The sequence below is a fragment of the Streptomyces sp. NPDC005878 genome (assembly GCF_040629815.1).
In the GTDB taxonomy this organism is placed as follows: Bacteria; Actinomycetota; Actinomycetes; order Streptomycetales; family Streptomycetaceae; genus Streptomyces.
Genome location: NZ_JBEXWK010000025.1, coordinates 49,500 through 71,300 on the forward strand (window position 1 = coordinate 49,500; position 21,801 = coordinate 71,300).

16 protein-coding genes and 1 pseudogene are annotated in these 21,801 nt (G+C 72.6%); 12 read left to right on the forward strand and 5 right to left on the reverse strand.

Features of this window, described 5'->3' with window-relative positions:
• Nucleotides 1-327 precede the first annotated feature (327 nt).
• Nucleotides 328-2,283 (reverse strand): acetate--CoA ligase, encoded by a 1,956-nt coding sequence (acs, locus tag ABZ404_RS29155; protein ID WP_358832018.1) that lies wholly within the window; start codon nt 2,281-2,283, stop codon nt 328-330.
• A gap of 203 nt (nt 2,284-2,486) precedes the next feature.
• Nucleotides 2,487-4,805 (reverse strand): SulP family inorganic anion transporter, encoded by a 2,319-nt coding sequence (locus tag ABZ404_RS29160; RefSeq protein ID WP_358832019.1) that lies wholly within the window; start codon nt 4,803-4,805, stop codon nt 2,487-2,489.
• Nucleotides 4,806-5,102: 297 nt separating this feature from the next.
• On the opposite strand from ABZ404_RS29160, the gene ABZ404_RS29165 reads away from it, so the two are divergent.
• Nucleotides 5,103-6,383 (forward strand): hypothetical protein, encoded by a 1,281-nt coding sequence (locus tag ABZ404_RS29165; RefSeq protein WP_358832020.1) that lies wholly within the window; start codon nt 5,103-5,105, stop codon nt 6,381-6,383.
• A gap of 26 nt (nt 6,384-6,409) precedes the next feature.
• Here the strand turns inward: ABZ404_RS29165 and ABZ404_RS29170 are convergent, their stop codons facing one another.
• Entirely contained in the window at nt 6,410-7,396 is a 987-nt protein-coding gene (locus ABZ404_RS29170; protein WP_358832021.1) for an ATP-binding protein, read from the reverse strand.
• 102 nt (nt 7,397-7,498) lie between these two features.
• Between ABZ404_RS29170 and ABZ404_RS29175 the strand changes: the two genes are divergently transcribed.
• Nucleotides 7,499-8,326 (forward strand): oxidoreductase, encoded by an 828-nt coding sequence (locus ABZ404_RS29175; protein WP_358832022.1) that lies wholly within the window; start codon nt 7,499-7,501, stop codon nt 8,324-8,326.
• 393 nt (nt 8,327-8,719) lie between these two features.
• Here the strand turns inward: ABZ404_RS29175 and ABZ404_RS29180 are convergent, their stop codons facing one another.
• Nucleotides 8,720-9,556 carry an HAD-IB family hydrolase gene (locus ABZ404_RS29180; protein WP_358832023.1) on the reverse strand — a complete coding sequence of 279 codons (837 nt, stop codon included), beginning with the start codon at nt 9,554-9,556 and terminating at the stop codon, nt 8,720-8,722.
• A gap of 443 nt (nt 9,557-9,999) precedes the next feature.
• Between ABZ404_RS29180 and ssd the strand changes: the two genes are divergently transcribed.
• From ssd to ABZ404_RS29215, 7 genes and pseudogenes are all read left to right on the forward strand, one after another.
• Nucleotides 10,000-11,103: a septum site-determining protein Ssd gene (gene ssd / locus ABZ404_RS29185; RefSeq protein ID WP_358832024.1), complete on the forward strand. Its 1,104-nt coding sequence runs from the start codon at nt 10,000-10,002 to the stop codon at nt 11,101-11,103.
• Nucleotides 11,100-12,347, forward strand: coding sequence for a TadA family conjugal transfer-associated ATPase (locus ABZ404_RS29190; protein ID WP_358832025.1), 1,248 nt, complete (start codon nt 11,100-11,102; stop codon nt 12,345-12,347). Before ssd ends, ABZ404_RS29190 begins: the two co-directional genes overlap by 4 nt.
• Nucleotides 12,344-13,219: a type II secretion system F family protein gene (locus ABZ404_RS29195; RefSeq protein WP_358832026.1), complete on the forward strand. Its 876-nt coding sequence runs from the start codon at nt 12,344-12,346 to the stop codon at nt 13,217-13,219. The genes ABZ404_RS29190 and ABZ404_RS29195 overlap by 4 nt, the downstream gene beginning before the upstream one ends.
• On the forward strand, nt 13,216-14,172 hold the full coding sequence (locus ABZ404_RS29200; protein ID WP_358832027.1) for a type II secretion system F family protein: 957 nt from the start codon (nt 13,216-13,218) through the stop codon (nt 14,170-14,172). Before ABZ404_RS29195 ends, ABZ404_RS29200 begins: the two co-directional genes overlap by 4 nt.
• 209 nt (nt 14,173-14,381) lie before the next feature.
• On the forward strand, nt 14,382-14,519 hold the full coding sequence (locus ABZ404_RS29205) for a DUF4244 domain-containing protein (RefSeq protein WP_358832028.1): 138 nt from the start codon (nt 14,382-14,384) through the stop codon (nt 14,517-14,519).
• A gap of 61 nt (nt 14,520-14,580) precedes the next feature.
• A complete protein-coding gene (locus tag ABZ404_RS29210) occupies nt 14,581-14,961 on the forward strand; it encodes a TadE family type IV pilus minor pilin (protein ID WP_358991059.1) in 381 nt (126 codons plus the stop codon).
• 113 nt (nt 14,962-15,074) lie between these two features.
• Nucleotides 15,075-15,458, forward strand: a pseudogene (locus ABZ404_RS29215) (Rv3654c family TadE-like protein); the annotation flags it as partial.
• On the opposite strand, the gene ABZ404_RS29220 reads toward ABZ404_RS29215, so the two are convergent.
• Entirely contained in the window at nt 15,430-18,045 is a 2,616-nt protein-coding gene (locus ABZ404_RS29220; protein ID WP_358832030.1) for a DEAD/DEAH box helicase, read from the reverse strand. The pseudogene ABZ404_RS29215 and the gene ABZ404_RS29220 overlap by 29 nt on opposite strands.
• Before the next feature lie 79 nt (nt 18,046-18,124).
• On the opposite strand from ABZ404_RS29220, the gene ABZ404_RS29225 reads away from it, so the two are divergent.
• The 3 genes from ABZ404_RS29225 (at nt 18,125) to ABZ404_RS29235 (ending at nt 21,650) form a co-directional block, all read left to right on the forward strand.
• A complete protein-coding gene (locus ABZ404_RS29225) occupies nt 18,125-18,478 on the forward strand; it encodes an STAS domain-containing protein (protein ID WP_053728100.1) in 354 nt (117 codons plus the stop codon).
• Between the two features lie 85 nt (nt 18,479-18,563).
• Nucleotides 18,564-19,007: an ATP-binding protein gene (locus ABZ404_RS29230; RefSeq protein WP_358832031.1), complete on the forward strand. Its 444-nt coding sequence runs from the start codon at nt 18,564-18,566 to the stop codon at nt 19,005-19,007.
• Nucleotides 19,008-19,256: 249 nt separating this feature from the next.
• Complete coding sequence (locus ABZ404_RS29235) at nt 19,257-21,650, forward strand: sodium-translocating pyrophosphatase (RefSeq protein WP_358832032.1); 2,394 nt, start codon at nt 19,257-19,259, stop codon at nt 21,648-21,650.
• The last annotated feature ends 151 nt before the right edge of the window (nt 21,651-21,801 follow it).

Consider the following 21,801-nt stretch of genomic DNA (forward strand, 5'->3'; position numbering starts at 1 on the left):
GCCCGCACCCGTGGGGCCAGGCCAACCGCCGGCCTTTAAGGGGCGCGGGGAACTGCGCGACCAGCCCCCACCGGCCCGCAGCCGAACCGGAGGGCCTGGGGACGCAGCCCCCGGCAAACCCGCCTGCCCCACCGGCCCGCACCCGTGGGGCCAGGCCAACCGCCGGCCTTTAAGGGGCGCGGGGAACTGCGCGACCAGCCCCCACCGGCCCGCAGCCGAACCGGAGGGCCCGGGGGCGCAGCCCCCGGCAAACCCACCCCCACCCCCACCCCACCCCCGGAGGGTTTAGGGAAGGGGCGGGGTGGGGGAAACCCCCCGGACGCCACCTCAGTCCTCGCTCGACGCCCCCGGCAACTGCGTCTGGATCAGATCCATCACCGAGGAATCCGTCAGCGTCGTGACATCCCCCAGCTCCCGGTTCTCCGCGACATCCCGCAGCAACCGCCGCATGATCTTCCCCGACCGCGTCTTCGGCAGCTCCGCCACCGGCAGAATCCGCTTCGGCTTGGCGATCGGCCCCAGCGTGGCCCCCACATGCGCCCGAAGCTCCTCCACGAGCCCCTCGGTCTGCGCAGCCGACCCCCGCAGGATCACGAACGCCACGATCGCCTGCCCGGTCGTCTCATCGGCCGCACCGACGACCGCCGCCTCGGCGACCGAGGGGTGCGAGACGAGCGCCGACTCGACCTCGGTCGTGGAGATGTTGTGCCCGGACACGAGCATCACGTCGTCGACCCGGCCGAGCAGCCAGATGTCCCCGTCCTCGTCCTTCTTCGCCCCGTCCCCGGCGAAGTACTTCCCCTCGAACCGCGACCAGTACGTGTCGATGAACCGCTGGTCGTCACCCCAGATCGTGCGCAGCATCGACGGCCACGGCTCGGTGAGGACGAGGTACCCGCCGCCCCCGTCCGGCACCTCGCGCGCCTCGTCGTCCACGACGGTCGCCGAGATGCCCGGCAGCGCGCGCTGGGCGGACCCCGGCTTGGTCTCGGTCACGCCCGGCAGCGGCGAGATCATCATCGCGCCGGTCTCGGTCTGCCACCAGGTGTCCACGATCGGGCAGGTGTCCGCGCCGATGTGCTTGCGGTACCAGATCCACGCCTCCGGGTTGATGGGCTCGCCCACCGACCCCAGCACCCGCAGCGACGACAGGTCGAACTTCGCGGGGATGTCGTCGCCCCACTTCATGAACGTCCGGATCGCGGTGGGCGCCGTGTAGAGGATCGTCACCCCGTACTTCTGGACGATCTCCCAGAACCGCCCCTGGTGCGGGGTGTCCGGCGTGCCCTCGTACATGACCTGCGTCGCCCCGTTGGCCAGCGGCCCGTAGACGATGTACGAGTGGCCGGTCACCCAGCCGATGTCGGCGGTGCACCAGTACACGTCGGTCTCGGGCTTGAGGTCGAAGACCGCGTGGTGGGTGTAGGCGGCCTGCGTCAGATAGCCGCCCGAGGTGTGCAGGATGCCCTTCGGCTTCCCCGTGGTGCCGGACGTGTACAGGATGAACAGCGGGTGCTCGGCGTCGAACGCCTGCGGGGTGTGCTCGGCCGACTGGCGCCCGACGATGTCGTCCCACCAGACGTCCCGGCCCTCGGTGAAGGCGGTCTCCTGCCCCGTGCGCCGCACCACCAGGACGTGCTCGACCTGCGGGCACTTCGCCACGGCGTCGTCGATCGCGGGCTTAAGCGCGGACGGCTTGCCGCGCCGGTACCCGCCGTCCGCCGTGATGACCAGCTTCGCGTCCGCGTCCTGGATACGGGAGGCGACCGCGTCGGCCGAGAAGCCGCCGAAGACCACCGAGTGCGCCGCGCCGATCCGCGCGCAGGCGAGCATCGCGACGGCTGCCTCGGGAATCATCGGCATGTACACCGCGACCCGGTCGCCGGCCCGGACACCCAGCTCCGTCAGGGCGTTGGCGGCCCGCGAGACCTCGTCCTTCAGCTCGGCGTAGGTGATCGCGCGGCTGTCGCCGGGCTCGCCCTCGAAGTGGATGGCGACCCGGTCGCCGTTGCCGGCCTCGACGTGCCGGTCCACGCAGTTGTACGCCACGTTGAGCCGGCCGTCGGCGAACCACTTGGCGAACGGCGGGTTCGACCAGTCGAGCGTCTCGGTCGGCTCGGTGGCCCAGGTGAGGCGCCGGGCCTGCTCGGCCCAGAAGCCCAGCCTGTCCGCCTCGGCCTGCTCGTACGCCTCTGCCGTCACGTTGGCGTCAGCGGCCAGCGCGGCAGGAGGAGCGAACCGGCGCTCCTCCTTCAAGAGGTTGGCCAGGCTTTCGTTGCTCACGACATCTCCCTTTCCCAGGGCGTCCTATGTGCCTATGTGTCCCGGGCCCTAGCTCATCAGGCCAATCGCCGGGTGACAAGAGTCTCCCGAAAATTGGTTTAGACCTGTAGGGCTTCCGGGGCGTCGGCGTGTCATCAGACGGTCTCACGGACCAGGTCCGCCCTGGGTTCAGGCAGTCGCGCGGCGCACACCGACGGGGCGCGTCAGCCCAGCGCCGCTTCGAGGGGGGTGGGCGCCACTCCCTCGAACACCTCCTCGCAGTCGTCGGACGCCAGCAAGTACGCCTGGGCCTCGCCGACATGGAAGTACATGCCGTGCAGGGTCAGTGTGCCCTCGGCCAGCCGTCGTGCCACCGACTCGTGGCGCCGCAGATGGTCCAGCTGCTGCACCACGTTGGTGAGGCAGAGCTGCTCGACGGCGTCGGCGGGCAGCCGCCCGGCGATCCGCGCCCAGGCGTGCTTGCGGCTCGCCATCCGCTCCAGGCTGGGCGACCCGTGCCGCAGCCAGCGCCGCAACGGCGTCTGCGGGGCGTCCGGACCGGCGGCGAGGAGTGCCTGCATCGCGCCGCAGCCGGAGTGGCCGCAGACCGTGATGGACTCGACGCGCAACACCTCCACCGCGTACTCGATCGCCGCCGCCACCGAGTCGTCGCCGCACTCCGCCCCGGGCGGCGGCACCAGATTGCCGACGTTGCGCACGGTGAACAGGTCGCCCGGGCCGCTCGACGTGATCATGCTGGTGACGAGCCGGGAGTCCGCGCAGGTGAGGAAGAGCTGGGACGGCTGCTGCCCCTCACGGGCGAGGCGCGCCAGCTCGTCCCGCACCAGCGGTGCGGTGTTGCGCTGGAACGAGCTGAGCCCGCTGGCCAGTTGATGCCCGTGGCGCCGGGGCGCCGGCGCCTTGTCGTGGCAGTGGTGGTTGCGCCAGGGCGTCCACGGCCGGCAGCAGCTCTGCGCCCCGGAGGCGGGCTCGGAGACGCGCCCGCCGGACCGGCCGGTGATCCGCACCTCGCCACCGCGCGTGGTGTGCGTGGCCTGCCAGCCCTGGAGCGCCTCGTACGCCGCGTGGTCCATGAACGAGCCGTCCAACTCCACGACCGCGCTCGCCCCTTGGGGCACCTGACCGAGCGCCCTGGTCAGGCGCGGTACGGCCAGGAACGTCAACTGCCCACGCGCCCGCACCAGATACGAGGCGTCTTCCTGGTGGTGCACGGTGATCCGGGTGCGCGCCACCCGGCGCAGCGCGACCGCGACGGCCACCGCGATCCCGATGACGACGCCCTGGAGCACCCCGAACAGCAGCACCCCGCCCACCGTCGCCACGTACACCAGGAACTCGCGGTGCCGGTGGACCTTGCGGATATGGGCGTACGACACCATCTGGATGCCGACCATCATCACGAGCGCGGCCAGCGCCGCCAGGGGGATCCACTCCAGGAGGGTCACCAGCAGCCCGGCGGCGAGCAGCACCCACACTCCGTGCAGCACGGTGGAGGCGCGGCCGGTCGCCCCGGCCCGCACGTTGGCGCTGCCGCGCACCGCGCCTCCGGAGACCGGCATTCCGCCGAGCAGCCCGGAGACGGCGTTGGCGACGCCCTGGCCGCGCAGCTCCCGGTCGAGGTCGGCCCGGTGGGGCGGGGCGCCGCCCGGCCGTTCGGCGGCCAGCTTGTCCACGGCGACGGCGGAGAGCAGCGACTCCAGGCTGGCGACCAGCGTCACCGTGAGCACGGCGGCGACCAGCCCGCCCGCCGGCCCGTGCGGCAGCTCGGGCAGGACGTGCGCGTCCCAGGAGGGCAGGTCGACCCGGGCGATGTCCGGCGCGGCCATGGCGGCCACCCCGGTGGCGATCACCACGCAGGCGAGCGCGGCGGGGACGCGGCGCAGCACCTTCCCCGTCCGCCCGGGCAGGCGGGGCCAGGTCAGGAGCACGGCGATGGTGAGCGCCCCGATGAGGGGCGCGGCGGGGCCGACCCTGGCCAACTGGTCGGGCAGCGCCCGCGCGTTGTCGACGGCCGAGCTCTGCGGGGAGCCGCCCAGGACGATGTGGAGCTGGGCGAGCGCGATGGCGGCGCCGATGCCGGCGAGCGTGCCGTGCACGATGGCGGGGCTCATGGCGAGCGCGGAGCGCGCGGCCTTCAGGGAGCCGAGCGCGATCTGGAGCAGACCCGCGAGGACGGTGATGGCGCAGGTGGTGCGCCAGCCGTAGCTCTGGATCAACTCGGCCGACACCACCGTGAGTCCGGCGGAGGGGCCGCTGACAAGGAGCGGTGTGCCGCCGAGCAGCCCGGCGACGATGCCGCCGACTCCGGCGGCGACGAGGCTGGCTCCCAGCGGGGCGTCGATGGCGACGGCGAGGCCGAGCGACATCGGGACGGCGAGCAGGAAGACGGTGATGGACGCGGCCAGATCGGCTCCGGCGATCCGGAAGCGGCGGCTTCCTCTGCCGGGGGGCGGGGCGGGCGGGTGCGGGTGGCTGTCGGGGTGAGTGAGGGGCTGGGTGCGGGTGGGGACGCAGGCAGACATGTTCCCGTCTCCTCCGGGGCGGCGCGGTCGCGGATGGGGGGTCGCGGCCGTGGGTCACGGCGTACAGCGGCGGGATTCTCAACTCTCGGTAAACGAATCGTAATGCAGAGTAAAGGCCAGCGCTTGACATTTCGGTCAAATGGTCCAGCGATTCACTCTCAACGGTGAATAAGCAGCTTTTCGTGCGGCCTGTCGCGCCTCCTTCCCTCATCCTGCGTGTCACTTTTGCGGCGATTTGATGACCTTCAGTACGAGAGATCTTCGGATCTGCTGATCTGTGAGGAAGAGGGTGGGCGGATGATGGCCGCCACGAAGAGGATCGCCACCGGCGCCGTCGTCGCGGCGCTGATCGCGGGCGCGGCGGGATGCTCGGTGGGCAACGGGACCAAGGCGGCCGCGCCGGGGCCCGGAGCGGGCGCCGCCGCCCCCAAGAACGTCGTCCGGCTGATCGGGGACGGCTCCACCGCGTTCACCGGGGCTCAGCCCCATCTGATGAAGCCGCGCAAGCTGGCGCCGGGTCAGCAGCCGCCGCAGTTCGTGGTGTTCTCCTGGGACGGCGCGGGCGAGGACAGCCAGCGGCTGTTCTCCCACTTCCGCGAGGTCGGCAAGAAGTACAACGCGACGATGACGTACTTCCTCAGCGGTGTGTACATGCTCCCGGAGGACAAGCGCGAGCGCTACACCGCGCCCAAGCACTCGGCGGGCAGCAGTGACATCGGGTTCAACGACGTCAAGGGCATCAAGGACACGGTCACCCAGCTGCGCGCCGCGTGGCAGGACGGCAACGAGATCGGCACCCACTTCAACGGCCACTTCTGCGGGAACGACGGCGGCGTCGGCACCTGGTCGGTGGACGAGTGGAAGAGCGAGATCGCGCAGGCCAAGTCGTTCGTGAAGAACTGGAAGTCCAACTCCGGACTCAAGACGGAGGCGCCACTTCCGTTCGACTACGACAAGGAGCTCATCGGCGGCCGCACCCCCTGCCTGGAGGGCCGCAAGAACTTCGTGCAGGCGGCCGGCCAGCTCGGCTGGCGCTATGACACCAGCGGCGTCAACGACCAGGTGTGGCCGAAGAAGAACGACAACGGCGTCTGGGACCTGTCGATGCAGCTGGTGCCGGTCCCGGGCCGCGCCTTCCAGACGCTGTCCATGGACTACAACTTCTACATGAACCAGTCGGGCGCGGTGACGGGCGAGGCCGACCAGCACGAGTACTGGGGCAACCAGATGCGCGACGGCCTGCTCCAGGCCTTCGACCGCTCGTACAACGGCAACCGCGCGCCGCTGATCATCGGCAACCACTTCGAGTCCTGGAACGGCGGCGCCTATATGCGGGCCATCGAGGACACGATCAAGACGGTCTGCGTCAAGCGCGAGGTGCACTGCGTGTCGTTCCGTCAGCTGGCCGACTGGCTGGACGCCCAGGACCCGTCGACACTCGACAAGTTCCGTCAGCTGAAGGTCGGAGAGGCCCCGAAGGGCGGCTGGACGGCCTTCCTGGCCGCCCAGCCCGCCCTGCCGGTCCAGTCGGCCAAGCCGCTCCCGCAGCCCGGACTGAAGCAGGCCGCCGCGAGCTGACCCCGCCGCGAGCGGTCGGGCTCTCGTCAGCTCGGCTGCGGTACGGCGAACTCCTCCCGCAGGACGAAGTCGGGGTCGACCTGGGCCGCCAGGTCGGCACCCGTCTTCGCGTTCCCCCAGCTCTCGGCGTTCTTCAGATGGAAGTGGACCATCTGGCGGGTGTACCGCTCCCAGTCGCGCACCTCGTACGAGTCCTCCGCCGCGTTCTGCAACGCCTGGAGGGCGAGCCGGTTGTCGGCCTCCAGGAGCTCGAAGCGCGGCGGGCGCCCCTTCTCCATCGCGCGCACCCAGTCGGAGTGCCCGACCGTGACCAGCAGGTCCTCACCGACCTCGGCCCGCAGGAAGTCCAGGTCGTCCTGGCCCTGCACCTTGTTGCCGACGACCTTCAGGGCGACCCCGAAGTCGCGCGCGTACTCCTTGTACTGGCGGTAGACCGACACGCCCTTGCGGGTCGGCTCGGCCACCAGGAAGGTCATGTCGAAGCGGGTGAACATCCCGGAGGCGAACGAGTCCGACCCGGCCGTCATGTCGACGACCACGTACTCGTCCGGCCCGTCCACCAGGTGGTTCAGGCACAGCTCCACCGCGCCGACCTTCGAGTGGTAGCAGGCCACCCCCAGATCGGACTCGGTGAACGGGCCGGTCGCCATCAGCCGGATGTCCCCGTCGTCGAGCACCACCCGCCGCGCGCACGCCTCGTAGACCGGATTCGACTCGCGCAGCCGCAGCAGCCGGGAACCGCGCCCCGGAGGAGTCGTCTTGATCATCGTCTCGGCGGAGGCGATCCGGGGGTTGGTGCCGCGCAGGTAGTCCTTGATGAGCGGCAGGTGCGCGCCCATCGCGGGCAGCGCGGCGGCCTCCGGCTCGTCGAGCCCGAGCGCGGCCCCCAGGTGCTGGTTGATGTCGGCGTCGACCGCCAGCACGGCGGCCTCGTTGGCGGTGAGGTGGCGGATGAAGAGCGAGGACAGCGTGGTCTTGCCGCTGCCGCCCTTGCCCACGAAAGCGATCTTCATGTTCACCAACGGTAATCGTACGACAGCGTTATGTAGGGGAGGCGAGTGAAGAAGACCACTCGAAGGTGGGGTGTGGGTGCGGGGCGCGTAGCCTCGCTACTTATGAGTACGAACGCCTCGTCGGCCCCCGATCCGCTGGTCGCCCTGGGCACGCTGCCGGGTGTCCCGGACGCCGTGGACTCCGTGCGCAAAGCCGTCGACCGGGTCTACGGGCACCGGGTCATGCGCCGGCGCAGCAACGAGATCACCTCCGAGGCGGCGCTGCGGGGGGCGCGTGGCAGCGCCGCGCTCTCCGGTGCGGACTGGGCGCTGGAGGAGGTGCGGCGGCGCAGCGACTTCGGCTCGGAGAGCGAGGCGCGCGCGGTCGGCGCCGCTCTGCGGCTGACCGCCGAGGCCGGGCAACTGCTCTCCATCTGGCGGCAGTCGCCGCTGCGGGTGCTCGCCCGGCTGCACCTGGTCGCCGCCGCCGACTCCGCCGACACGGTCGGTCGCCCCCGTCAGCACGGTGAGCCGGTGGACGAGCCGCTGATCGAGCTGCCGCTGCCGGACGCGGACGAGGTGGCGGGCCGCCTGGAGGGCCTCTCCCAGCTGATCATCGCGGGCTCCTCGGCACCGGCGCTGGTCACGGCGGCCGTGGTGCACGGTGAGCTGCTCGCCCTGCGTCCGTTCGGCTCGTACAACGGGCTGGTGGCGCGGGCCGCCGAGCGCATCGTGCTGATCGGCAGCGGCCTCGACCCCAAGGCGATCTGCCCGGCGGAGGTGGGCCACGCCGAGCAGGGGCGCGCGGCGTACGCGGCGGCGCTGGACGGCTACGCGTCGGGGACCCCGGAGGGGGTGGCCGCCTGGATCACCCACTGCGGGCGCTCGGTCGAGCTCGGTGTACGGGAGTCGACGGCGGTCTGCGAGGCGCTTCAGCGCGGAGCGGCTTAGCCGGCACCAGGCGCGGGAAACAGCGCCGGAAAAAGGACGCGGAAAGGGTTGCGGCGGTACCGGATAGGTACCGCCGCTGGCATGTCCACCGGGTTACCAAGCGTCCTCGAAGGTTGCCCATCAGGTCGGGAACTTCTGCCCGTCACCTGGTGCGGCTGGCCCGTAATCGACGGGTCGACGTCGCGTGGGTGCTCGATGTCCATGCTCGGTCCGTGGGGCCGTGTTGCGTAGAAGGTGATCCTCTCGGATGTCCCAGGTCTCGCGGGCCGTTGCCTTATTTGTACTCCAGGCCGGGGCGAAGCGGAACCCCTGACTGCACTTCTTTACTTTTAGGTTCAAACAGGGCAGAACGGCCGGTGTCGGCCGCCATCCCGCTGCGGCGGTCGTGCTCGGTCAGCTCGCCGTGGCCGCGCGCCTGCGGCTCACGTACCAGACGAGTCCGGCCGTGGCCGCGGCGGCGCCCACCGCCGCCGCCGCGACCAGGGCCGGACGCGGTGGCATGGAGAGGCCGGGGAGCCGCTGCTTGAGCCGGACCGGCCGGCTGAAGACGAGAACCGGCCAATCTCGGATGGCCGCTTCGCGCCGGAGTGCCCGATCCGGGTTGACCGCGAAGGGGTGGCCGACCGACTCCAGCATGGGGACGTCGGTCGCCGAGTCGCTGTACGCGTAGCAGCGGGACAGGTCGTAGCCCTCGGAGGCGGCGAGCTCCTTGACGGCCTCGGCCTTGGTGGGGCCGTAGGCGTAGTACTCGACGTCGCCCGTGAAGCAGCCGTCGGGACCCACGACCATCCGGGTGGCCACCACGCGGTCCGCCCCGAGCAGCTCGCCGATCGGCTCGACCACCTCGGCGCCGGAGGTCGAGACGATCACGACGTCACGGCCGGCGGTGTGGTGCTCCTCGATGAGGGAGGCGGCCTCGTCGTAGATGATCGGGTCGATCAGATCGTGGAGCGTCTCGGCGACGATCTCCTTCACCTGCTGGACGTTCCAGCCCTTGCAGAGCGCCGACAGGTACTGGCGCATCCGCTCCATCTGGTCGTGGTCGGCGCCGCCGGCGAGGAACACGAACTGCGCGTAAGCCGTACGCAGCACGGCCCGGCGGTTGATGAGTCCCCCTTGATAGAAGGACTTGCTGAACGTGAGGGTCGACGACTTGGCAATGACTGTCTTGTCCAAGTCGAAGAAGGCGGCGGTCCGCGGCAAGGAGTGGTTTTCCACGAAGGCGAGCATAGGCGCCCACCATTCGGCGTACGCTGGGGCGTGTGGGTTTGCCTGAGAAGGCTCTCGGGTACACCATGGAAGTCACGGATCGTTCGCGACCGTGCTAACCCGGTCCGGCTCCTCCCCCCCCGAGTCGGCCGGAGAGACGACCCCCGCTCTCCCCCCCGGCGGGGGTCGTCGCATGTCCGGATGCATTTTCGGACCTCGCACACGATCCTTCCCCTCCCTCGGGCCGCGTCGGCTCCTCCCTCACACCTGTCCAGACTCGTCACCGTGCGTGATGGTTCCGGTGCGCTCCGGAAGTCACCGGTATAGGTGAACGGAATATTCACAACGGGCGAGTTGTCCACAGTTTTCGACCAAGATCCACTTGATTTCCGGAACCGCTCCACCGTGATTCCAGTTCGCGAGATCCGCGGACACGGGAATCGCAGGGAGAGGGGGCGGAGATCATGGACGGACCCTTCGTGTCCGACCGGTCACCGGGTGTTCAGGGGCGGCGTCCGGGACCGCTGATCGTGACCGAGGACGAGGCACTGCTCGACGATCTGCTGCGGCTGTGCGCCGCCGCGGGAGCCGAACCGGAGGTCCATCACTCGGTGCCCGAGCGGCGGTCCGGCTGGGAGAGCGCACCGCTGGTCCTCGTCGGGGACGACGCGGCGGCCCGGGTGCGCGGCGCCGCCCGAAGGCGCGGAGTCCTGCTCGTCGGCAGGGACCAGGACGACCCCGGCGTCTGGCAGCGGGCGGTGGAGATCGGCGCCGACCACGTGCTGCGGCTGCCCGACGCCGAGCAGTGGCTCGTCGACCGGATCGCGGACGCGGCGGAGGGCGTGGGCCGCCAGGCGCTCACCGTCGGAGTCATCGGCGGGCGGGGCGGAGCCGGCGCGTCGACGCTCGCCTGCGCCCTGGCGGTGACCGCGGCCCGGGCCGGCAGGCGCACCATGCTCATCGACGGCGACCCCTTGGGAGGCGGCCTCGACGTGCTGCTCGGGGGCGAACAGGCCGAGGGCAGACGGTGGCCGGATTTCGCCGCTTCGCGCGGCCGGGTCGCCGGAGGGGCCCTGGAGGAGTCGCTGCCGCATCTGCACGCGCTGCGCGTCCTCAGCTGGGACCGGGGCGACGCGGTGGCGATCCCCGCGGAGGCGATGCGGGCGGTCCTCGCGGCCGCGCGCCGACGCGGCGGCGTGGTGGTCGTCGACCTGCCCCGGCGGGTGGACGACGCGGTGGCGGAGGCCCTGGCCCAGCTCGACCTGGGGCTGCTCGTCGTCCCCGCCGAACTGCGGGCGGTGGCCGCGGCCAACCGGGTCGCCTCCTCGGTCGGCATGGTGCTGCGGGACCTGCGGGCGGTGGTGCGCGGGCCGTACGCGGCGGGGCTCGACGAGCAGTGGGTGGCGGCCGCCCTGGGACTGCCGCTGGCCGGTGAACTCCCCGTGGAGTACGGCCTGCTGGAGGCCCAGGAGAAGGGCGCGCCACCGGGCAGCGAGGTGCGCGGCCCGCTCTCCCGCTTCTGCACCGCCTTCTGGGAGCAGGCCCTGACGGGAGGTGCGGTCGCATGAGCACGCGACGCGCGCGTACGGGCCGCATGATGGCGGGCGGAGGCGGCGGGACGCCACCGGGAGTGTCCCCGGGGGCGCCGGGGCAGGCCGCCGCCGCGCCGAGACCGCTGCTGGACGCGGTGCGCCGGCAGCTCGCGGAGAGCGGGGCCGAGCCGACCCCGGCCCGGGTCGCGGCGGCGCTGCGGGCCCAGGGACGCCTCCTGGGCGACGCGGAAGTGCTCGGCGGCGCCGAGGAGTTGCGCTCCGAGCTGATCGGGACGGGCCCGCTGGAGCCGCTGCTCGCCGACCCCGAGGTGACCGACGTCCTGGTGTCGGCCCCGGACCGGGTCTGGGTGGACCGGGGCGCCGGTCTCGAGCTCACCGGGGTCCGCTTCAGCGACACGGCCGCGGTGCGCCGACTGGCCCAGCGCCTTGCCGCGGTCGCCGGGCGGCGCCTCGACGACGCCCGGCCCTGGGTGGATGCCCGCCTGCCCGACGGCACCCGGATGCACGCGGTGCTGGCGCCGGTCGCGGTCGGGGCGGACTGCCTGTCGCTGCGGGTGGTGCGGCCGAGGGCGTTCTCCCTGGACGAGCTGGTGGCGGCGGGGACGGTGCCGCCCGGCGGGGAGGGGGTGCTGCGGGCCCTCGTCGCGGCCCGGGTCTCGTTCCTGGTGAGCGGCGGCACGGGCTCCGGCAAGACGACCCTGCTGTCGACGCTCCTCGGCCTCGTAGGAGAGCGCGAACGCATCGTCCTGGCCGAGGACTCGGCCGAGTTGCGGCCCGACCACCCCCATGTGGTCCGGCTGGAGTCACGTCCGGCCAACCAGGAGGGCGCGGGCCGGGTGACCCTGCGGGACCTGGTCCGCCAGGCCCTGCGGATGCGGCCGGACCGGCTGGTCGTGGGCGAGGTGCGCGGCGCCGAGGTCACCGACCTCCTGGCGGCGCTCAACACCGGCCACGAGGGCGGTTGCGGCACGGTGCACGCGAACACGGCCGCGGACGTCCCCGCCCGGCTGGAGGCGCTGGGCACGGCCGCCGGGCTCGACCGGGCGGCCCTGCACAGCCAGCTCGCGGCGGCGCTCTCGGTGGTCCTCCATCTCGTACGGGACAGGACCGGGCGGCGCCGGGTCGCCGAGGTCCGGGTCCTCGAACGGGACGCGGCGGGGCTGGTGGTGGCCGTCCCGGCGCTGCGCTGGGGCGTGGGCGGCTTCATCCAGGAGCGCGGCTGGGAACGGCTGCGGGTGCTGCTCGGAGGCGCGTGGTGACCGCCTGGACGGCGACGGGGCCGCCCGGCCTCACCCCGGTCTCGGCGGCGGCCGTGTGCGCCTTCGCGGCGGCCTGGCTCTCGGTGGGGCGGGAGCAGGGGCTGCGCAGGGCCCGGCTGATCGTCGCGGGAGGGGCGGTGGAACCGGACGAGCCGCCGTGGAGGCGGCTCTGGGAGCGGTTGCGGGCCGGGGCGCGTCCGGAGTGGCTGTGCGTGCCGGCGGCGGTGGTCGTGGCGGTCCTCGCGGACTCGGCGCTGCCGCTGGCGGCGGGGGCGGTGGCGGTGCCGCTGGTGGGGCGGCGGCTGCGGGCCCGGGAGCGCGAACGGGCTACCTGGCGCCGGGGCGACGAGGTCGTCTCCTGGTGCGGCGCGGTCGCCGGGGAGCTGCGGGCCGGACGCCAGCCCGGCCAGGCGCTGACGCTGGCCACCCGGGACACGGCGGCCCTCGGCGCCGCCGAACCCCTGGTGCTGGCGGCGGCACGGTTCGGCGGCGACGTGCCCGCGGCCCTGCGGGAGGCGTCCCGAGAGCCGGGCGCGGAGGGACTCGCGGGAGTGGCCGCGTGCTGGCAGGTGGCGGTCGACGGAGGCGCGGGCCTCGCGGCAGGGCTTGAGCGCCTGGAGGCGGCGCTGCGGGCCGAGCGGGACCAGAGGGAGGAGCTGAGGGCCCAGCTGACCGGGCCGCGCACGACGGCCGCGCTGCTGGCCCTGCTGCCCGTCCTCGGCCTCCTGCTCGGTACGGCGATGGGCGCGCACCCCCTGCGCGTCCTGCTCCACACCCCGGCAGGCCTCGGCTGCCTGGCCCTGGCCGGGGTGCTGGAGGCGGCCGGGCTGTATTGGACGGCGCGGATCACCCGGGCGGGGGAGCGGCAATGAACGGGGAGTTCGGGCTGAAACGCGGGGCGGGGCCGGGACTGGGGACGGCGCCGGGCCTGGGATTGGGCTCCGGGGACGCGGGCGAAGGGGTGCGCCCGGAGGTTTTCCACAGCCTGGGGGTGACGGTGGCGCTCGCGGCCCTCGTCCTGTGGACAGTCCTGGAGGTGGCGCGGCGCGCCCGGGAGCGGGCGGTACGGCGGCGGGGCGCGGGCCTCGCCGTGGCGGGTACGTGGCCGTCCGCCGGGCGATTGTCGGCCACGGTCCCCCGGTCTTCGGCCGCCTGGATGTCGACCCTCCGGTCACCGGTCGTCCGGTGGCTGGGCGGGGGCGCGCTGCTCGGGGCACCTGCCGGGAGCCGGGCCGGTGCTTGGGCGGTCCCCTTGGGGGTGCTGGCCGCCGCCTACGTACTGATCGGCGGGGTGCCCGGGGCCGGGGTGGGCCTGGCGGCGGCGTACGGGGCCGGGCGCTGGGTCCGCCGCCGTGAACCGCGGCGGGCGCGCTCCGATGCCGAAACCGTGGACCCGGAGCTGCCGCTCGCGGCCGATCTGCTGGCCGCCTGTCTGTCGGCCGGGGCGGGCCCGCGCGAGGCGGCCGGGGCCGTGGGCGAGTCGCTGGACGGCCCGGTCGGGCGGCGGCTGGCGCAGATCGCCGCCGAGCTGCGACTGGGGGGCGAGCCGGCCGAGGCGTGGGGGAGGTTGGGAGAGATACCGGGCGCGGCGGGGCTGGCCCGGTGCCTGGAGCGGGCCGCCTCCTCGGGGGCCCCGGCGGCCGGCCCGGTCGGCCGGGTGGCCGAGCGCTGCCGCGCCGAGCGGGCCAGGACGACGGCCACCCGGGTCCGGCGGGCGGGCGTACTGATCACCGGACCCCTGGGCCTCTGCTTCCTGCCCGCGTTCCTGGCCGCCGGAGTGGCGCCGGTGGTGATCGGGCTGGCGGGCGGACTGCTCCGGCGCTGAACGCGCCGGCGGGGACGGGGCGGGCGCGAGGCGCGCCCCCGAGAGATCGATCAAGACAGATCAAGCAAGGGGTCACAGAACAGACCAGGCAAGGGGTCACAAGACAGATCGAACAACAGACCAGAGACACGACCAGCAGAACCGGCATGGGGGTTGGGATGAGGACATGGATGCGGTGTGTCGCGCGGCGGATGCGCGGGGACTCCGGGATGACGACCAGCGAGTACGCGGTGGGAACCATCGCCGCGTGCGGTTTCGCGGCGGTGCTCTACAAGGTGGTGACGAGCGAGGCCGTCTCGTCGGCGCTCCAGTCGCTGGTGGGGAGGGCGCTCGATGTGCAGTTCTGAGGGCGGCGCTCCCGGGCCGGACGGCCATCGGCTCGGGAAGGCCCCTCCGCCCTTGGGGCGCGTGCACGGGCACGGGCTCCGGGCCGACCGGGGCTTCGTGACGGCCGAGGCGGCGGTGGTGATCCCGGCGCTGGCCGCGTTCGCTCTGGCGCTGCTGTGGGGGCTGATGGCGGCCGCCGGGCAGATCCAGTGCCTGGACGCGGCCCGGGCCGGGGCTCGGGCGGCGGCGCGGTCCGAGGCCGAGCCGGCGGTGCTGGCCGCCGCCCGCTCGGCGGCCCCGCCCGGGGCGAAGGTCGCGCTGCGGCGGGACGGCGACCTGTGGCGGGTACGGGTGGAAGCCCCGACCCGGGGTCCCCACGCGCTCGCCCTGACGCTGAGCGGGGAGGCGGTGGCGCTGGCGGAGGACACGGTCGGGCAGCCCCTGGTCGGGGAGGAGCGATGACGGCGAACGCGCGGGGTGTTCCCGGGCCCTCACGCCCTGGCACTGACGCTGAGCGGGGAGGCGGTGGCGCTGGCGGAGGACACGGTCGGGCAGCCCTTGGTCGGGGAGGAGCGATGAGGTCGAGCGCGCGGGGTACTCCCGGGGGCTCCCGTGCGGCTCGTGCGGCTCGTGCGAGGGACCGGGGTTCGGTGTCCGTCTGGGTCGCGCTGGCCGCCTCCGCGCTCTGCGTGGTGTTCGCGGCCGTGCTCGCCCTGGGGCAGGCCGTGGCGGCCCGGCACCGGGCGGGCGGTGCGGCGGATCTGGCCGCGCTGGCGGCGGCCGACCGGGCGCTGTGGGGGACGGCCGGGGCCTGCGCCGGGGCGGCCCGGGTCGCCGGAGCGCAGGGCGGCGAGGTGGTGCGGTGCACGGTGACGGGGGAGATCGCCGACGTGACCGTACGGGCGAGGTTCGGCCCGTACGCCCCCGCGGTCAGGTCCCGGGCGGGCCCGGCGGCGCCTCCCGCGTACCGCGTCCTGCTTCGAGGTGCGGGTCAGGACGCCCCGGTTCCCCGGCGGCCGCAGACCCCGCCGACACCGGCGCCTCCGCCCCCGCCGCCTCCTCCTCCGGTCCCTCTGGCATCTCCAGCCCCTCCGGCGCCCCCCGCAACAGCTCCGTGAGGAGTCGGACGGCGCCGCGCTTGTGGAGCGGCTCGTTGCCGTTGCCGCACTTGGGGGACTGCACGCAGGACGGGCAGCCCGCCTCGCACTCGCAGGAGGCGATGGCCTCGCGGGTCGCCGTCAGCCACGCGCGCGCGGTGTGGAAGGCGCGCTCCGCGAACCCGGCGCCGCCCGGCTGGCCGTCGTACACGAAGACCGTCGGCAGCAGGGTGTCCGGGTGCAGCGGGACGGAGACGCCGCCGATGTCCCAGCGGTCGCAGGTGGCGAAGAGCGGCAGCATGCCGATCGAGGCGTGCTCGGCGGCGTGCAGGGCGCCCCCGAGGATCTCCGGGTTGATCCGGGCGGCGTCGAGCTGGTCCTCGGTGACCGTCCACCACACGGCCCGGGTGCGCAGGACGCGGGGCGGCAGGTCCAGCTTGGTCTCGCCGAGCACCTCGCCGGTGATGAGTTTGCGGCGCAGGAAGGAGACGACCTGGTTGGTGACCTCGACGGAGCCGTAGCAGAGGCGGCCGGCTCCCCAGGGAACGTCGGTGTCGGTTTCGAGCACGGAGATGGAGGTGGTGTCACGGGCGACGGTCGAATAGGGCGGACTGGCCTCCTCGACGAGGGCGACCGGGCCGGCGGGGTCGTCCAGGTCCAGCCGCTCCACCAGGTACGTACGGCCCTGGTGGAGGTGGACGGCGCCGTCGTGGACGGCGGTGTGGGCGGCGGACGCGTCGACCGTGCCGAGCAGCCGTCCCGTCGACGCCTCGACGATCTGGACCGGGCGGCCCCCCTCGCCCCGGATGTCGGCGAGGTCGGCGGCCCGCTCCCGGCGGGTCCAGTGCCAGCCCGACGCGCGGCGCCGGAGCAGCTTCGCGGCTTCCAGCTGCGGCATCAGGCCGGGGCTCGCCGGTCCGAAGAGTTCCAGGTCGGACTCGGTGAGCGGCAGCTCGGCGGCGGCCGCGCACAGGTGCGGGGCGAGGACGTAGGGGTTGTCCGGGTCGAGCACGGTCGACTCGACGGGCTGCTGGAACAGCGCCTCGGGGTGGTGGACGAGGTAGGTGTCCAGCGGGTCGTCCCGGGCGACCAGGATCGCCAGCGCGCCCTCGCCCGAGCGCCCGGCGCGTCCCGCCTGCTGCCACAGCGAGGCCCGGGTGCCGGGGTAGCCGGAGATGATCACGGCGTCCAGGCCCGCCACGTCGATGCCCAGCTCCAGGGCGGAGGTGGCGGCGAGGCCGAGCAGCTCGCCGGAGTGCAGGGCCTGCTCCAGGGCCCGCCGCTCCTCGGGGAGGTAGCCGCCCCGGTAGGCGGCGACGCGGCGGGCGAGGGTGCGGTCCACCTCGTACAGCCGTTCCTGGGCGATGACGGCGACGAGCTCGGCGCCGCGCCGGGAGCGGACGAAGGCGACCGTGCGCACTCCCTGGACGGCGAGGTCGGTGAGGAGGTCGGCGGTCTCGGCGGTGGCGGTGCGGCGCACGGGCGCGCCCTTCTCGCCGAGGAGGTCGGTGAGCGGCGGCTCCCACAGGGCGAAGACCACCTCGCCGCGCGGGGAGGCGTCGTCGGCGACCTCGACGACGGGCAGGCCGGTCAGCCGGCGGGCGGCCACGGACGGCTGCGCGGCGGTGGCGGAGGCGAGGAGGAAGACGGGGTCGGCGCCGTAGCGGGCGCAGAGCCGGCGCAGGCGCCGCAGGACCTGGGCGACGTGGGAGCCGAAGACGCCCCGGTAGGTGTGGCACTCGTCGATGACGACGTAGCGCAGCGCGCGCAGGAAGGAGGACCACCTGGGGTGGGCGGGGAGTATGCCCCGGTGCAGCATGTCCGGGTTGGTGAGGACGTAGTTGGCGTACTGGCGCACCCATTCGCGTTCTTCCACCGGCGTGTCGCCGTCGTAGACGGCGGGCCGGATCGCGTTGCCCAGGGGCTGGGCCAGGACCTTCACCGAGCGCCGCTGGTCGGCCGCGAGGGCCTTGGTGGGGGCCAGGTACAGGGCGGTGGCGCCGCGTCCGTTCGGGGCCTCGGAGCCGTCCAGGAGCGTGCTCAGGACCGGGGCGAGGTAGGCCAGGGACTTCCCGGAGGCGGTGCCGGTGGCGATCACCACGGACTCGCCGTCCAGGGCGTGCTCGGCGGCGGCCGCCTGGTGGGCCCAGGGGTGCTCCACGCCGGCCCGCTGAATGGCGTTGATCACTTCCGGGCGGATGCGGTGCGGCCAGACTGCATGGCGGCCCTCACGTGGGGGCAAGTGCTCCGTATGAGTGATGCGCGCAGCCCGGTCCGCCCCCGAGGCGAGCCGGTGCAGGACCATGCCGGGGTCGGGTCGTTCACCCGTGCCCTGGGCGGGTGTTCTGGGGCGGAGATTCCTGGCCATCGGCACCGAGTGTGTCACTGGCTTGACGGACAATGGTCCCAAGGCGTCGTGCATGGCTGCTGGTAAGTGATTGAATGCCATCGCGGCTGGCGATCCGTTCTCTGGCTCCGCCGGGGAGACTCAGGGAGCGGCCGCTCGATAGCAAGGTGCTGGAGGATCCGTGGACCTGTCCCTGTCGACTCGCAATGTGTCCGGCCCTGGTGGCGACCGTACGGTCGTCGAGGTCGGTGGCGAGATTGATGTGTATACCGCGCCCAAGCTGCGCGAGCAGTTGGTCGAGTTGGTGAACGACGGCAGCTACCACCTGGTTGTCGACATGGAGGGCGTGGACTTCCTCGACTCCACCGGCCTCGGCGTGCTCGTGGGCGGACTCAAGCGTGTCCGTGCCCATGAGGGCTCCCTGCGGCTCGTCTGCAACCAGGAGCGCATTCTGAAGATCTTCCGGATCACCGGGCTCACCAAGGTGTTCCCGATCCACGGCTCGGTCGACGAAGCCGTCAACGCCACTGACTGACGGCTCCGGAGGAAGAACAGGGGCACCGGGCCCTTCCAGGCCCGGGGCCCCTGACAAGCACGCCCGTACGTCCGAGGGGGATCGCATGGCCACCGTTGAACTCCGCTTCAGCGCCCAGCCCGAACACGTCCGGACGGCCCGCCTGGTGGCGGCCGCCGTGGCGCGTCGAGCAGGGGTGGACGAGGCGGTCCTCGACGAGGTCAGGCTCGCCGTCGGCGAGGCGTGCAGCCGTGCCGTGGGGCTGCACCGCGCGTACGGGTTGACGGCGCCGGTGCGCGTCGCGCTGACCGAGGAGGAGAAGTCGTTCTCCATCGAGGTCGGTGACGAGGTGCCCGGCCCGGGTTCCGGGGGCGCCGCGCCGGACGGGCGCGGGGCCGCCGCCGAGCCGGAGCCCGACGACGGCGGGGAGGACGGGATGGGCCTCGCGGTCATCAGCGGCCTCGTCGACGACGTGGAGGTCACTTCGGACGAGTACGGCGGTGTCATCCGCATGACCTGGCCGATCACCGGGGCGACCGCCGAGCCCTGACCGGTCCCCGCACCCCTGCCGTACAGGCCCTGCTGAGCAGGGCCTTTTTCGTTTTTAGGGATTATTCTCTAGATCGTTGATCAGCCGTCAATGCTTTTGCCCCATTACTGCTTTCGGGGCCCTTTTCGTGGCGCGATCATTTGCTGATGAGCGACGAAAGGTCAATTGCGCTGGCCGCGCCCTGTTTTGATCGTGTTCCGCTCCCTACAATCCGTCCACATCTTGGGCTCTGAACGTCAAGGAGGACGAATGGCGGGGCTCTTCAACCCACAAGAACTCGATCACCCCACTTCACTCGCGGCCGCAGTTCTGACCGACGACAACCGGTTGATCGTGATCGTTATCGCGGCCGTGGCCCTCGCGGCCCTGGTCGTGGCCCAACTGCTGGTCCGCCAGGTGCTGGCGGCCGGTGAGGGCAGCGAGTCGATGAAGAAGATCGCGGCGGCCGTCCAGGAAGGCGCGAATGCCTATCTGGCCCGGCAGCTGCGCACCCTCGGCGTCTTCGCCGTCGTGGTGTTCTTCCTGCTCTTCCTGCTGCCGGCCGACAACTGGTCGCAGCGGGCGGGCCGGTCCGCCTTCTTCCTGATCGGCGCGCTCTTCTCGGCGACGACCGGATACGTCGGTATGCGACTGGCCGTACGCGCGAATGTGCGCGTGGCGGCCGCCGCCCGTGAGGCGACCCCCGCGGAAGGCGAACCCGCAAAAGATCTCACGGCCGTCTCGCACAAAGCCATGAAGATCGCTTTCCGCACGGGCGGCGTGGTCGGCATGTTCACGGTGGGCCTCGGCCTGCTGGGTGCCTCCTGCGTCGTCCTGGTCTACGCCGCGGACGCCCCCAAGGTGCTGGAGGGCTTCGGCCTCGGTGCCGCGCTGATCGCCATGTTCATGCGTGTCGGTGGCGGCATCTTCACCAAGGCGGCGGACGTCGGTGCCGACCTCGTCGGCAAGGTGGAGCAAGGGATTCCGGAGGATGACCCGAGGAACGCCGCCACCATCGCCGACAACGTGGGCGACAACGTCGGCGACTGCGCCGGCATGGCCGCGGACCTCTTCGAGTCGTACGCCGTGACCCTGGTCGCCGCGCTGATCCTCGGCAAGGCCGCCTTCGGCGACTCCGGGCTCGCCTTCCCGTTGATCGTCCCGGCGATCGGCGTGGTCACCGCGATGATCGGCATCTTCGCGGTCGCCCCGCGGCGCGCCGACCGCAGCGGGATGTCCGCCATCAACCGCGGCTTCTTCATCTCCGCGGTGATCTCCCTCACCCTGGTGGCGGCGGCGGTCTACATCTACCTGCCGTCCACGTACGCCGAGTTGGACGGGGTCACCGACGCCGCCATCAAGGCGCACGGCGGCGACCCGCGGGTCCTGGCGCTGGTCGCGGTGGCGATCGGCATCGTGCTCGCCGCCGTCATCCAGCAGCTGACCGGCTACTTCACCGAGACCACCCGGCGCCCCGTCCGCGACATCGGCAAGTCGTCGCTCACGGGCCCCGCGACGGTCGTCCTGGCCGGTATCTCCATCGGCCTGGAGTCCGCCGTCTACACGGCCCTCCTGATCGGTCTGAGCGTCTACGGAGCCTTCCTCCTGGGCGGCACCTCGATCATGCTCGCCCTGTTCGCGGTGGCGCTGGCCGGTACCGGACTGCTCACCACGGTCGGCGTGATCGTCGCCATGGACACCTTCGGCCCGGTCTCCGACAACGCGCAGGGCATCGCCGAGATGTCCGGTGACGTCGAGGGCGCCGGCGCGCAGGTCCTCACCGACCTGGACGCCGTCGGCAACACCACCAAGGCCATCACCAAGGGCATCGCCATCGCCACCGCGGTCCTCGCGGCGGCGGCGCTCTACGGCTCGTACCGCGACGCCATCGCCACCGCGGTGAACGACGTGGGCGCCAAGTCCAGCGAGATGACGCTGAGCATGGACATCTCCCAGCCCAACAACCTGGTGGGCCTGATGCTGGGCGCGGCCGTCGTCTTCCTGTTCTCGGGTCTCGCGATCAACGCGGTGTCCCGGTCGGCGGGCGCGGTGGTCTTCGAGGTGCGCCGGCAGTTCCGCGAGCACCCCGGGATCATGGACTACAGCGAGACGCCGGAGTACGGGCGGGTCGTCGACATCTGTACGAAGGACGCGCTCCGGGAGCTGGCCACCCCCGGCCTGCTCGCGGTGCTGGCGCCCATCGCCGTCGGCTTCACGTTCGGCGTCGGGGCGCTCGGCTCCTATCTCGCGGGCGCGATCGGCACCGGCACGCTGATGGCCGTCTTCCTCGCCAACTCCGGTGGCGCGTGGGACAACGCCAAGAAGATGGTGGAGGACGGCAACTACGGAGGCAAGGGCAGTGAGGCCCACGCCGCCACCGTCATCGGCGACACCGTGGGCGACCCGTTCAAGGACACCGCGGGCCCGGCCATCAACCCCTTGCTGAAGGTGATGAACCTGGTGGCGCTGCTCATCGCGCCCGCGGTCGTCAAGTTCAGCTACGGAGCGGACGCCAGCCCGGCCGTGCGCACGGTCGTGGCGGTGCTCGCCACCGCCGTCATCGTCGGCGCGGTGTACGTCTCCAAGCGCCGCGGAGTGGCGGTGGGGGACGAGGGAAATCACGAGATGACCGCCAAGTCACCTGACCCGGCGGTCGTTTCCTAGCGGAAGCACGGCAAGGACGGGCGGGCGGTGCGGATTGACGCACCGTCCGCCCGTCGCTTTTACGTCGTGAGCCTTGTCTCCCTTGGTGCAAATGGCTGCAAAAGCGAGCAGATCAGACGTACGACACGCGGTTGTCGCCCACTTGGCGTGT